We start from the raw sequence: 12949 nt of genomic DNA, 5'->3' as shown, positions 1-12949 counted from the left end.
TTTTTTTGATACCTAATTCAATTCATTCTTTTTGATAACACCTTTCGAACTGAAATATTGAGGACTTGCCGTGAATATTGATATTAGCGATATCCGATCATTTGTGACTGTGGCAGAGCTGAAAAGCATTACTGCCGCGGCAAATAAGCTCAATTATTTACAGTCCAATATGACTGCGAAAATTAAAAAGATTGAAAATCACTATAAACGCCAACTGTTTATTCGTAAGCCTAAAGGCGTTGAACTGACTGAATCAGGTATGAATTTATACGCCCAATACAAAAAAATGATTTTTACTTGGGAAGAAACTGAAAATAAAATCTATCAGCAAGAAAGCGTTTTACGCTTTGGCACCAATACTAGTCTAGGCGGGATGCGTTTCTACCCTTCATTTAGTCAGCTCTATGAAGCCTACCCTGATCTTTCCATCACCATGAAAACAGGCCCAACAGGTTATATTGAGGATGAGATTTTAGCGGGCAATTTGGATATTGCTTATGCCCTAGGACATCCTAAACATAAAAATCTGCAATATATTCAAAAAGCGGATGATCAACTGGTAATTATTGGTAAAAACATGATCAACCATGACAGTCTCGAAGAATCTCTGAATCATCAAAATATCTTGCTGGCTTCTGAACAATGCTGCTACGCCACCACCTTAGACAGCATCTACACAGACTATAACCTTAAAAAGGGTGAACTCACCCATATTTACGATCATGAAGCTCTAATTCACTTTACCCAATTAGGTATGGGCATCTCGATGATTGCCAAATCTTTGATTGAAAAATATAACATCCAATACTATCGAGAAACGCCTGAACAGTATCGGGATATCGGTCTTTATCTAATTGCACGTCACGATCATGTATTTACCCCAATTGAGAAGCAATTTATTGGTTTAAATGATTCACTTTAACTAAGACACTTTTTTATAAAGAGTGCTTGCAACCTCTTGATGTACTTTTCATGTGAGATTTTTTAAAGTTCAGGGTCTGTTAACGCCTTATTGTGAATGCTTATCGTAAAACTTTATATTTTTCTGATGTTAATCTATTTTTCAAATGAAAAAAAAAGAATTCCTTTCCTAACAGAAAAAAAATCGATTTGAAAAGTGATATAGTACGGGACGTATAAATTCTCTTTGGTCACCGAAGTATTAGGGTGCCTATTTCGAAATAGTTAGGACTAGCAATGACTGATAATGCAACGATCTTGCAGCATGTACCAGTAGGTAAAAAAGTTGGGATTGCCTTCTCTGGTGGTTTAGACACTTCAGCAGCTTTATTATGGATGAAACAGAAAGGCGCAGAGCCTTATGCATATACTGCAAATCTGGGTCAACCTGATGAAGATGACTATGATGCTATTCCAAAGAAAGCTGAACAGTACGGCGCAGTCAAAGCTCGATTAATCGATTGTCGTTTACAACTTGCACTTGAAGGTATTGCTGCAATTCAATGTGGCGCGTTCCACATCAGCACTGGTGGTGTACCTTACTTCAATACCACACCTTTAGGTCGTGCAGTGACAGGTACGATGCTTGTTACCGCGATGAAAGAAGATGACGTCAATATTTGGGGTGACGGTTCGACTTATAAAGGTAACGATATTGAACGTTTCTATCGTTACGGTTTATTGACCAACCCTGCGCTTAAAATCTATAAGCCTTGGTTAGACCAAACCTTTATTGATGAGTTAGGCGGCCGTGCCGAAATGTCGCAATTCTTAATCGACAACGGTTTTGACTATAAAATGTCAAAAGAAAAGGCGTATTCAACTGACTCAAATATGTTGGGCGCGACGCACGAAGCCAAAGATTTAGAATACCTCAATGCGGGTATTAAAATCGTAGATCCGATCATGGGCGTTGCATTCTGGAAAGATGACGTTGAAATCCAACCAGAAGAAGTGAGCATCACTTTTGAACAAGGTATGCCAGTTGCGCTGAATGGTCAACGTATCGAAGATCCTGTTGAATTCATTCTTGAAGCAAACCGTATCGGTGGTCGTCATGGTCTAGGTATGTCTGACCAAATTGAAAACCGTATCATCGAAGCGAAATCTCGTGGTATCTATGAAGCACCAGGTATGGCTTTATTACATATCGCTTATGAGCGTTTGGTGACTGGTATTCATAACGAAGACACGATTGAACAATACCGTATTAACGGTTTGCGTTTAGGTCGCTTACTCTACCAAGGTCGTTGGTTCGATTCTCAAGCATTAATGCTGCGTGAAACTTCACAACGTTGGGTTGCTAAAGCAATTACAGGTACGGTGACTTTAGAATTACGTCGTGGTAATGACTACACCATCATGAACACTGAATCTCCTAACCTCACGTATGAAGCTGAGCGTTTAACGATGGAGAAAGGTGATTCAATGTTTACGCCAATGGATCGTATCGGTCAGTTAACTATGCGTAACCTCGACATTACCGATACCCGTGCAAAATTGGGTATCTATACCGAAACAGGTTTGCTTGCAGTGGGTCAAGGCTCTGCAATTCCGCAATTGGAAAACAAATCTAAATAAAAGATGGGTAAATTAATTTACCTACTTGAAAAGGCTGAATATTTTTATTCAGCCTTTTTTATTCTATTCAAGAAAATACGCATTATCGAATCATTGCATTTATAGAACAATATGTCGCAATTAAAGACTATTTATCGTCATAATGAATCGATAATATAAGCATTAAGCAAAACACAATAATTTGGGAGATGAAAGATGAATGCTTATCTACATCGTAGTGAAAACCGTGGTCATGTCAAAGCAGGCTGGTTAGACACCTATCATAGCTTTTCATTTGGTAGCTGGTATAACCCTAAATATATGGGCGTCAGTGCGCTTCGCGTGATTAACGATGATACGGTTGCTGCGCATAATGGTTTCGGTACTCATCCCCATGACAACATGGAAATCTTGACCTGTGTACTTGATGGCACCATTTCCCATAAAGACAGCATGGGTAATGAAGGCCAGATCAATGCCGGTGAATGGCAGTTGATGAGCGCTGGAACTGGGGTCACCCACAGTGAAATGAACAAGCATGATAAAGCGGTGCATCTATTACAGATTTGGATTCAACCGAATGTACAAGATGCTGAACCAACTTATCAGCAAATTCAGCTGAATCCGAAAGATCATCCAAACCAGTGGCACTTGATTGCTGGTGATGGATCTGCGCCAATGTCGATCCGTCAAAATGCTGAAGTGAAAACTGCAGTCATTGAGAAAGATCAACATTTAGAGATTACAGCACAGAAAAAAGTAAACTATGTGCATGTGATTTCAGGTGAAGTAATGATTGCCGATCATTTGGTTAAAGCAGGCGATGCTTTACTATTTGATGAGACTGCAACCATTACTGCATTACAAGACAGTCAAATGATTTGGTTTGACCTACCTTAAGCTCGGTTTAACGTGTACCTCTTACCCTCAAGGGGTACACGTTTTTTTTAATCATTATTGCTACGACTATCACAACCGCTTGAGTCTGAACTCTAGAACCACAATCATCTATACGTTGATCATTATTGTCCTGAAATGAATCACAGTTCGAAGTTGTGGAAGAATAAGGATAACTATAATCAGATGTATCCTGTGTAGCATCTGTTTTCTTTGCGAAGAACACTAATAAAACCAAACCAATCACGATGACCAAAATAATAAACATCAGCATCACAATCCCCTATTGCTCCTCCAATCTTTATTTCACTATAGTCTAAATTTCATTCAAAAATAATCGGCATTAAAAAAGCCCGATTAACGGGCTTTTCTACAACCTTGAACATTTTTAAAAACGATCTAAACCGTTTCGTTCGTTGTTAGCTGTGTGTTCAGGTTGTCATATCTTTGTTCATTTAGGCAAGATTTCTCTTAAATCCCAAATAGTATATGACTTCCTTATTGATTAAATTAGCACCAATATTAGGCTTGGTCAAGCCCTCAAAATTATGAACTATAAGAAGCCCACCATATACATGTCACTTGCTGATATTTTTTAATTTCTAACTATACCTCGTCACCCTACCCAAGTATCAACAGCTAGATTAAATCTTTATGGAATTACATTTTCAATAGATTGCATATTCATTCCGATAAAACCAATTACACAAGGTCAGTTGTACATATCAATTCAAAATAGCTTTGTCTAATTTATGACTTTGGGTCTTTCTCAACGACCAATCCATAAAGCTCTTTATTTGTAATGTACAATCGATTGGCGACATCTTTCTTATTTATAGCTATTGCATCATCCACAAATTTTTCTAAAGAAGATTTTACAGGCTCATCTTTTTTAATTTTATATGTTTTCTTACTCATAGTAAGAATATAAGGCTGATTCATAAAATTTGAGCTGTTGTAACGAATTGCTGTTATAATGACTACATCTCTATCACTAGTAACTGTTGCAATATCATAGCTAATTTTTTCACTTTCAGGAGAGTCAATGAATATAAGTTTCATTTTTCTTTCCATAGCCTCTTTTTAGCTTCGAAAAAACTTCCTTGATTTAAAACAACATCATAATCTTGATGCCCAGAAAAACCATCAATCTCAACTGTCATTAAAACAGATTCAGCAAATACTTGACCTAAATTTACAGAACCATAATTTGTTTCAATCAAAGTTTTAGGTTCTTGTTTTAAGTAATAAGCTGAACCACCAATTGAGACAATAATTGATATACATAATAAAGCTGTACTCAATATTTTCATGTTATTCCACCCCTTTAAAATAATAAAGATCAAATTCAAACATCATTCAAGACCTAATTCCAATCAATCTCATTTAGGAATTTTTATAGTCAATTCATTATATCAGACGTTAATTTTCTTATTAAAATTTCATAATTATTTTTAAATAAGACAAGATTCTCTAAAAAAGAAAAACCCACCTATTGAGGTGGGTTATAAATCGCTGATAAAGCGAGAATCTTGGTAGGTATATCCAGACTCGAACTGGAGACCTCTACGATGTCAAGATTGCGCCCTAAATGATACAAACCATTGAATAATATTAAAATAGTGTCATTTTAAAGCATATAAAAACACACGAAAACTATAAAACTAATATCAATATAATCAGACCTTTACGGAACCATTCCCCGAAGGGATTTCATAGAATGAATTAAAAAAATACACATGGTCACTCAACAAACAAACATTTAGCGGGCGCATAATATTTATTCAAAACATGGAGAGTAACATGTGCGCTAACTATGAACCTATTTCACGAAGTCGAGCACAATTATTAAACTTATATGAGCCGACCTTTGACTATAAAGCGGACCTATTCCCTGGCTATGATGGCCCAATCATTATTTCTACTGATCACGGTTTAGAATGGCGAGCGGCTAGGTTTGGTCTGGTACCGAACTGGGTTGATGATCTAAAAAAAATAAAAAACACATATAACGCTAGATCGGAAACTGTGGCCACAAAACCAAGCTTCCGCCATGCCTGGGCAAAGCATCAATTTTGCTTGATTCCAGTAGAAACGATTTTCGAGCCGAAATATATTGACGGAAAATCACACTGGTACGGGATCTATCGTGAAGATGACATGCCTTTCACCGTAGCCGGTATTTATGAACATGCCACAGTAAACGGCGAACCGATTATCTCCATGAGCATGTTAACGATCAATGCAGATGATCATCCCCTTATGAATCAATTTCACGCGCCAGACGATGAAAAGCGCTCAATTGTGGTTATTCCGAAAGGTAGACGCAATGATTGGCTAGGATGCAGTCATGAACAAGCTAAAGACTTTTTAATTGAGATACCACGAGAAGAATATAAAGCAGCGCCTAAATCCCAAATTATTAAATAAGAATTTCCTTTTTCTACATTTTTTTATAAAATCCAAAAATTATTTTTAAAACCTAATCTCTAATGAAAGACCAATTCTCTTCTTTTTATAGCAACGTAGATGACAAAAAATTAAAAGATATTTGGTTAAGTCCAAATACTCGTTTCATCTTTGATACAAGTGTACTTTTGAATTTATATTCTTATAATGACCAGACTAGAAAAGATTTTTTCCAAGTACTTTCACAAATAGATGAAAAAGTATGGATCCCTTACCATGTTGCCCTAGAATATCAAAGAAATAGAGCAGGTGTAATTGTTCGTCGAAGCCAATACTTTACTGACTTGCAAAACAAGATAAGTGAATATAATAAGCTCTTTCAGTTAAATAATAATTTATTATCTGATATTCAAAAAACTTACTCCATTCAAAAAACTTTTCCAGATGTCTATTCCGCTTTATCGGATTTAGTTGGTGAAATTGAAAAAAGTATAAAAGAAATCAATTCAAAAATAAAAGAAAAAACAATAGAAATAAATAAGTTAGTATCAGCACATGAAGGTAAAAGAATATTTGTTACTTCTTCTGACTCCATAAGAGATAAACTTGATTTAATTTTCAAAGGAAATGCTATAGGTCAAAATATATTTCAAAATCAACTTGAGTTAGATAAGTTATTCGAAGAAGGGGAAGAAAGGTATCTATATAAAACTCCACCAGGCTTCCAAGACAATGACAAGAATGAAATATTTTCATTTGATAATTTAAACTACAAATCTAAATTCGGCGACTTAATTATTTTCAAACAAATGATTAATTATTCTCAAGATAAAAATATCCAAAATATAGTATTTATTACTGATGATAAAAAAATAGATTGGTTAAGTATTATTAATCAAAGCGGAGATAAAATTCTAGGTGCACGCCCTGAGTTAAAACAAGAAATATTATCTAACGCTAATATAAATGATTTTCACATTTTTGATTCTGTAGGATTTCTTAAAAAATCAGACGACTTTTTGAATGTACAAATCAAAATAGAATCTTATAGTGATATTAATCAGTCTTTAGAGATAGATCATCAAGCTCATAAAGAACAAAATTTCAAGAATCTTGCAGCAAAGCTCAATGAACATAATTTTTTCTCTTTGTCCAATCAGCTTAATCAAATTCTTTTTAAAATTAATATTATTAATTTAGCACTAATAAAATTAAACGACTTAAATGATTATAATTTCACTCTAATCCCCGAAATATCTAAGCGTACAAACGACCTTAATTTTGAGTTAATTTTAGAAAGATTGGATAAGATTAATCAGTCTGTTTTTGCTCTTAAAACACTCAGCGAATCAACTGTAAGATCTTTTGGGCAAATAGCTGTTGCTGAGCAAATCAAAAATAATATTCAAGATATTTCGAAGCTCTTAGAGTAATGAGCCGAACCTTTCCCGACCAAACACACATTAACCCGCGACAACTTTTGACTTGTTCTTGTTTATCCACAGATAAATAAATTTGAAATTCTAATGGTAAAAACCTTATCCTAAAAAGGTAAATCCAAACACGCCTTGTAGCGTAGGAGAAACCAAATGTCTAAGAAGTTGCCAATCTACTTCTCGGAAGGCGCATGGACGAGTCTACAGACTCTCATGGGCCAAGACGGGAAACCTAGCCCGACTATCAATACCTTGCTAGAACAGATCTCAATGCAAACGGATCTGATTGATAAGCTTGGGCTTACACCTATCCTGCCAAAATCAAAAACCTCTATTCCGATGGCATTAGAGCGCATACCTGCAGGTCCTGCATTCGCCACCAAAGATGATTTAGATACAACGGTTGATCTAAATGAATACCTCATTCACAACCCAATATCCTCTTTCATGGCCCGCGTAGACAGTGAGTCAATGCTTGGTGCTGGTCTTGAAATTGATGATCCAATTATCATCGATCGCAGCATAGAGGCTGCTCACCAGGATATCGTAGTTGCCTTAATCGATAATAAAGACTCAACGATTAAGCGGCTTATGATCACCTCTAAAATGTCCAAGAACGAGATTAAAGAGATCTTTGGTGATGAGGATTACCCTCTACCGAAAGTCTGGCTAAAAGCTGAAAATCCCGCTTATGAACACATCATCCCTGCAGACAACCAAACCGTGGTTGTATGGGGCGTGGTGACATTCAACTTAAAGCGTATGCATTACCGGTCATAACAAGAAGAATAAACATGAAAAGTAATACCAGGATATTCGCGCTAGTGGATGTCAATAACATGTACGCCTCATGCGAACGTGTTTTTAATCCTGCGCTCAATGATCGGCCAGTAATTGTGCTCAGTAATAATGATGGCTGCGCCGTTGCACGTAGCCAAGAATCGAAGGATCTAGGCATCAAGATGGGTGTGCCATTGTTCCAGATCGAGGACATCGTAAAAAAACATAACATTCAAGTTCTATCAAGCAATTACGCACTATACGCCGAAATGTCACGGCGCTTTATGTTGATGCTTGGCCAGTATGTCGCACCAGGCGAACAAGAAATTTATAGTATTGATGAGTGCTTTTTAGAGCTTACAACCTTCGAGAAGAACTTTGATTTAACTGCATACGCTCAAGAAATGAGAATTAAGGCCCAACAATGGTTAGGATTGCCCTGTTGTATTGGAATTGGCCGTAGTAAAACAGAGGCTAAAATTTCCAACCATATAGCTAAGAAATACAAGTATTTCAATGGGGTATGTAATTTAGCAGAAATGGACCCATGTTCAGCAGAACAATTACTTGCTGCAGTGGACGTTGGTGAAGTTTGGGGAGTAGGCCGACAAAACTGTAAGAAACTAAACTTAATGAACATTAAGTCTGTATTGGATCTGATTGAGTCAAATCCGAAAGAGATTAAAAAATCATTTTCTATCGTAATGGAAAAAACTGTACGTGAGCTGCAAGGCGTTTCATGCATTGATATCGAAAATGAGAATCCCTCTAAGCAGCAGATTATTAGCAGTAGATCATATGGCCAGCCAGTTTACGAGAAAGACGACATAAAATCTTCGGTGCGTTTATTTGTGACTCGAGGCGTTGAACGTATGCGGCATGATGGCTCTATATGCAAGATGATTGGCGTGTTTATACAGACTGGAAAGTTTAATAAGGATGAGCGTTATTCGCCGTACATCATCGTACAAATGCCTGAACATACAGATGATTTACTCGAAATCACACGTGCTGCAATGAAAGGTATCGATCAGATCTACAAGAAGGGATTCAAATACAAAAAGGCAGGAATTGTTCTGCTCGAGTTAATTCCTAAGTCTAAATTTGTACCTGATCTTTTCACTGACTACACGCATCGAAAGCAACGTGAAAAGCTTTCACAAACGATGGAAGCAATCAAAGAGAAATACGGAAAAGATCATGTTTCGCTTGGCCTTTGCAATGACACGAAAGCTATTTGGCAAATGAATCAAAACCGCCGCTCCCCCTCATATCTCACCAACTGGAACGAACTTTTTAGAATCGGATAATCACTATGCATATATTTAATTTGTCGAACCAACAACTTGCACAGATCCTTATTCCTAAGCGTTTTGTACCAGAAAAACCGCCCGAGCTTAAAGGAAAGAATGTTGAGTATTTTTTTGATAGTGAAGATAAGTTTGAATTAACTTATGATGAACTTTTAGAAATAATTGGAAAGGCCAGATTGGCTGGACCGCAATTAATACCAGTAGTTGGTACAGTTGATTAAATTTTATCATTAAGAATTTAAATATGAAAAATGACCTGAAGATTTTTTTAATTGATACAGTAGGTTGGATTGTATCTGTTAGCGTAATTGTATTCTTTTTCACTTTATGGCTTTTCTCATTCAATGATGTTGAAAATGCTCTAAAAGAATCATGGTCGATAACCTTTTCAGCACTAGCTGCATTTACGACAATTGGCACAGCAATTATTGCTGCGTATTTATTCAATGACTGGAAAGACCAACATAATCATCAAGCCAGAAAAGAATTTATTGTAGGCATTAAACAAGACTTTAATAACTATAAAAATTTTGTAAATGATAAAACCCATAGGATGCATTTTTTGAGATTTGAATATTTTAACAAGCAATCTTTACCTACAGAACACAGAAATTATATGATTGAAATTCTTCAATATAATAGCTCAATTTCAAAACATATTCTTGATTTAAAGTTAGGTGTGCAAAATCTGGATATTATTTCTAACAATACAGAATTAACTGTATCAAAAAAAATCAATGCTAAAATTACTGAAATTGAGGAAAGAATAGATCAATTATATAGTTGTATAACAATGAATTTAAGCAATACAAATCCTAGCACTTTCCATCAATATATTTCTGAATATCATAATTATATTTCTACAGAGTCAATTGCTAGAATATATGAAGTGGCCATTTGTGAACTTTTAGAATCAATTCCAGCAAAGAGTTAATTTTTTGAAGCCCTCGTTAAAGGGCTTTTACACATATCCCAACATGAATATTATTGTTTATTGTGTGGGCAGTACAACCAGGTAAAAGGAACAAAATACAGGCGCTCATGATTAATGAAACCACTGAGCGCCTACAGTGATAAATTACTTTTTTAAGAACAGCTCTCGTTCTGCGGCACGACGGCGTTCCAATCCTTTCATTACCTTTCCGCCACCCTTATTCCATACCAAGAACTGATCGGCTGCAGCAGTAAATTTATTGGCATTCAGCAACTCAACCAAAGTTGAACCTTTAAATGCTTTCTCGCCAATGTTGTAGACCAGCGATACAAGCGCATCGAATTGGTTTTGATTTACAACAACAGTTAAAGCATTGTTAACAGCATTTTCAAATCGCTTTAAATCATGAGCAAAATATGACTTAGCCTGCTCCATAGTGCACACATCGCCTTTTTTGACTTTAACGCCGTTTGGATAAACAGTTGTACCTTTGCCAATGGTCCACACTCCAACGCCATCATCGTAAGCATTCAGCCTTATATCTTCAAAGCTTGTGATTAAGTCAATGCCTGTTTTACTGGTAAGCATGCTGCTAGGTTGAAATCCATCGATTACCTGATTGAGCTTATCCACTTGCGGTTGAGTAAGCTTACCGCCTAGCAAATCTCTGGCTGCATCAAAAAATGGTTTTCTGTCCATTTCACTATCCTCTTGATATGAAAAAGCCGCCAGTAACGGCGGCATTGAATTTCTGGATCTATTAAAAGTTGTCTTTAAAATCTTTTAGCTCTTTGCCGACTTCTAAAATGTTTTTCCCTTCACGGTCATTCACATATTTAAAGAACCACCGAGCAACAGCCCAAAACGGCAAACCTGATGCGAAGAACAAGCCGCCAATTGCACACATCCCCGCCCACGTACCAGAATAGTCATGCATCCCAAAATACTGAATGATAAAACCACCGCCCCCAATACTTCCAATCACTGTTGTAACAAGACTAACCACCCATTCATTACGTGAACGCGGCATGCGCGTCATCACAACAACCAGATACCCCAATGCAATCACAACAGCGATCATTACCCCTAGACCATACATCTTGATTGCTACGGCGCTTGCACCGCTACTTACTGGCTCTGCCATTTTTACTTACTCCAGATATAAAAAAAGCGACCAATGGCCGCATTATTGAACGATTATTTATAAAATTTATATTTCAAGACTTTTTAAGACTTAAAGTGCCCGACCCAAACAAAACATTGGTATTCCAAAAATACCTGCACCAACAAAAGAGGCATTTAGTTTTAAAAAAGTACCATTGTTGATGAGTGCAAGTTGTTGTTCGCAGCTCAATGTATTCGGTGTTGTTGATGAAACGGTTGAAGTAACAGTTATGCCTGCCGCAACATAATAATAGCTAGAACCCAATCCTAGCCCACTAACATCAACCTGCCATGAAGCTTGCGTCCAAAGCACTATCGGAACGTTCCCAGGTATATTTGCTGTACTTCTAATCCATCCCCTTAACCACAACATTCCATTAATCTTTGCTAGCTCAATTGTGCTATTTGCTACATCTACACTCGAATGCCAAGTGATGCCGGCTAGGGTTTTTACGCTTACCCAAGTTGGTGGCCCAACAGCTGCTAATGTTCCAACAATTTTGTTAAACCCCACCAAAAAGCTGTCTGCTGCATTTACTGTTCCTGTGGTTGGAGTTAAGCCGGTTAAGTCTGTGGCTCGTACACGCGCAGGAGTGAAATATTGTCTATTTCCCTCTGGTATTTCACTCGTCGTAGAGTTGTGCGGATTGCCCTGTGATTGACTGTGATCGAAAGCAGCTTTACCTCTATCCCCGCGATATGCAGTTTCTGAGGTTTCACCTAAAGCAACACCTCCACCACCAATAACAACATACAGCATGCCACTCCAGCGATATGTCTTATTGGTGTCTACATCAACGTAAACTTTGCCTGATTCTGGTGTGTAGGGATTACCATTAAGATCATTGAATTGGCTTGGATTTACATAGCGACCATCAAGCACATCATCCACATAGGAAGGCAATTGTGATGCAGGAACTTTGCCGCTTTCATCTAAATCAGCTTTGGTCGATAAGGCTTGATTAACTGCCTGTGCATTAGCTTTTAAATCAATCTGTTCACGTAGCAGTTGATTTTCTTCGTCAACATAGTCCTTATTGGCCTTTAGAGCATCTTGGCCATCAACATAAGCTTTTAGATTAGCAACACTACCTAGCGGCTCAGCATCCACATCAATCGCATCAAGAATAACAGCTCCTGTTTTACCTTGCACTGATTGAACGGCGCCACCCGTAACAACGATTGAACCTGTATTAAGCTTTAAAACAATATTTTCTGTTTTGATTGTCAGCTTATCCATATCACCCCCGTTGCACAGTTATTGGGATTAATACACTTAATCGAGCAGTGCCTATAATCCGCGTTAATTTGATCTGTAGATCACCTATCATCCAACCTGTCGTACTATCAGCGGACATTAAAAAATCGCCTCTGTGTGCGATCTGATCAGCTTTGGTGATAATTAAGGGTTGTTGCCATGAATGGCTTAGTGTCTCTAAAGAAGCCTCTATTTCCACATTTGTTAAATCAATTGGCTCGTCATTTTCATTATCGAA

Annotated in this window: 14 protein-coding genes and 1 pseudogene; 9 read left to right on the top strand and 6 right to left on the bottom strand. The window is 37.1% G+C overall.

All coding sequences use genetic code 11. The features are described 5' to 3' along the window. Window positions 1-70 precede the first annotated feature (70 nt). The 3 genes from NDN13_RS01510 to NDN13_RS01500 all read left to right on the top strand — a co-directional run bounded on the left by NDN13_RS01510 (window position 71) and on the right by NDN13_RS01500 (window position 3420). The gene (locus tag NDN13_RS01510; RefSeq protein WP_251116899.1) at window positions 71-922 is read left to right on the top strand and encodes a LysR family transcriptional regulator; all 852 of its coding nucleotides are present in this window, start codon (window positions 71-73) and stop codon (window positions 920-922) included. Window positions 923-1197: 275 nt separating this feature from the next. Continuing rightward, window positions 1198-2541, top strand: coding sequence for an argininosuccinate synthase (gene argG / locus NDN13_RS01505; RefSeq protein WP_004652848.1), 1344 nt, complete (start codon window positions 1198-1200; stop codon window positions 2539-2541). Window positions 2542-2736: 195 nt separating this feature from the next. Beyond that, entirely contained in the window at window positions 2737-3420 is a 684-nt protein-coding gene (locus NDN13_RS01500) for a pirin family protein (RefSeq protein ID WP_251116898.1), read from the top strand. A 47-nt stretch (window positions 3421-3467) separates the two neighbouring features. Here the strand turns inward: NDN13_RS01500 and NDN13_RS01495 are convergent. The 3 genes and pseudogenes from NDN13_RS01495 to NDN13_RS01485 all read right to left on the bottom strand — a co-directional run bounded on the left by NDN13_RS01495 (window position 3468) and on the right by NDN13_RS01485 (window position 4730). Beyond that, window positions 3468-3691 (bottom strand): annotated as a pseudogene (locus NDN13_RS01495) (hypothetical protein). 476 nt (window positions 3692-4167) lie between these two features. Then, on the bottom strand, window positions 4168-4479 hold the full coding sequence (locus NDN13_RS01490) for a hypothetical protein (RefSeq protein WP_251116897.1): 312 nt from the start codon (window positions 4477-4479) through the stop codon (window positions 4168-4170). Beyond that, on the bottom strand, window positions 4476-4730 hold the full coding sequence (locus tag NDN13_RS01485) for a hypothetical protein (protein WP_251116896.1): 255 nt from the start codon (window positions 4728-4730) through the stop codon (window positions 4476-4478). The genes NDN13_RS01490 and NDN13_RS01485 overlap by 4 nt, the downstream gene beginning before the upstream one ends. Before the next feature lie 490 nt (window positions 4731-5220). Between NDN13_RS01485 and NDN13_RS01480 the strand changes: the two genes are divergently transcribed. The 6 genes from NDN13_RS01480 to NDN13_RS01455 all read left to right on the top strand — a co-directional run bounded on the left by NDN13_RS01480 (window position 5221) and on the right by NDN13_RS01455 (window position 10289). Then, window positions 5221-5847, top strand: coding sequence for an SOS response-associated peptidase (locus NDN13_RS01480; protein ID WP_251116895.1), 627 nt, complete (start codon window positions 5221-5223; stop codon window positions 5845-5847). 62 nt (window positions 5848-5909) lie between these two features. After that, on the top strand, window positions 5910-7259 hold the full coding sequence (locus NDN13_RS01475) for a PIN-like domain-containing protein (protein ID WP_251116894.1): 1350 nt from the start codon (window positions 5910-5912) through the stop codon (window positions 7257-7259). Between the two features lie 156 nt (window positions 7260-7415). Beyond that, window positions 7416-8042 (top strand): LexA family protein, encoded by a 627-nt coding sequence (locus tag NDN13_RS01470; protein WP_251116893.1) that lies wholly within the window; start codon window positions 7416-7418, stop codon window positions 8040-8042. 14 nt (window positions 8043-8056) lie between these two features. Then, window positions 8057-9352 (top strand): Y-family DNA polymerase, encoded by a 1296-nt coding sequence (locus NDN13_RS01465; protein WP_251116892.1) that lies wholly within the window; start codon window positions 8057-8059, stop codon window positions 9350-9352. 5 nt (window positions 9353-9357) lie between these two features. Beyond that, the gene (locus NDN13_RS01460) at window positions 9358-9576 is read left to right on the top strand and encodes a hypothetical protein (RefSeq protein WP_251116891.1); all 219 of its coding nucleotides are present in this window, start codon (window positions 9358-9360) and stop codon (window positions 9574-9576) included. A gap of 23 nt (window positions 9577-9599) precedes the next feature. After that, the gene (locus NDN13_RS01455) at window positions 9600-10289 is read left to right on the top strand and encodes a hypothetical protein (protein WP_251116890.1); all 690 of its coding nucleotides are present in this window, start codon (window positions 9600-9602) and stop codon (window positions 10287-10289) included. A gap of 144 nt (window positions 10290-10433) precedes the next feature. Here NDN13_RS01455 and NDN13_RS01450 read toward each other — a convergent pair whose 3' ends face one another. From NDN13_RS01450 to NDN13_RS01440, 3 genes are all read right to left on the bottom strand, one after another. Continuing rightward, the gene (locus NDN13_RS01450; protein WP_251116889.1) at window positions 10434-10988 is read right to left on the bottom strand and encodes a lysozyme; all 555 of its coding nucleotides are present in this window, start codon (window positions 10986-10988) and stop codon (window positions 10434-10436) included. A gap of 61 nt (window positions 10989-11049) precedes the next feature. After that, window positions 11050-11433 carry a hypothetical protein gene (locus NDN13_RS01445; protein ID WP_251116888.1) on the bottom strand — a complete coding sequence of 128 codons (384 nt, stop codon included), beginning with the start codon at window positions 11431-11433 and terminating at the stop codon, window positions 11050-11052. 90 nt (window positions 11434-11523) lie between these two features. After that, complete coding sequence (locus NDN13_RS01440) at window positions 11524-12693, bottom strand: hypothetical protein (RefSeq protein ID WP_251116887.1); 1170 nt, start codon at window positions 12691-12693, stop codon at window positions 11524-11526. Window positions 12694-12949 lie beyond the last annotated feature (256 nt).

It is taken from the genome of Acinetobacter sp. C32I (assembly GCF_023702715.1).
Classification (GTDB): domain Bacteria; phylum Pseudomonadota; class Gammaproteobacteria; order Pseudomonadales; family Moraxellaceae; genus Acinetobacter.
This window is presented reverse-complemented; position numbering and strand designations above follow the sequence as displayed.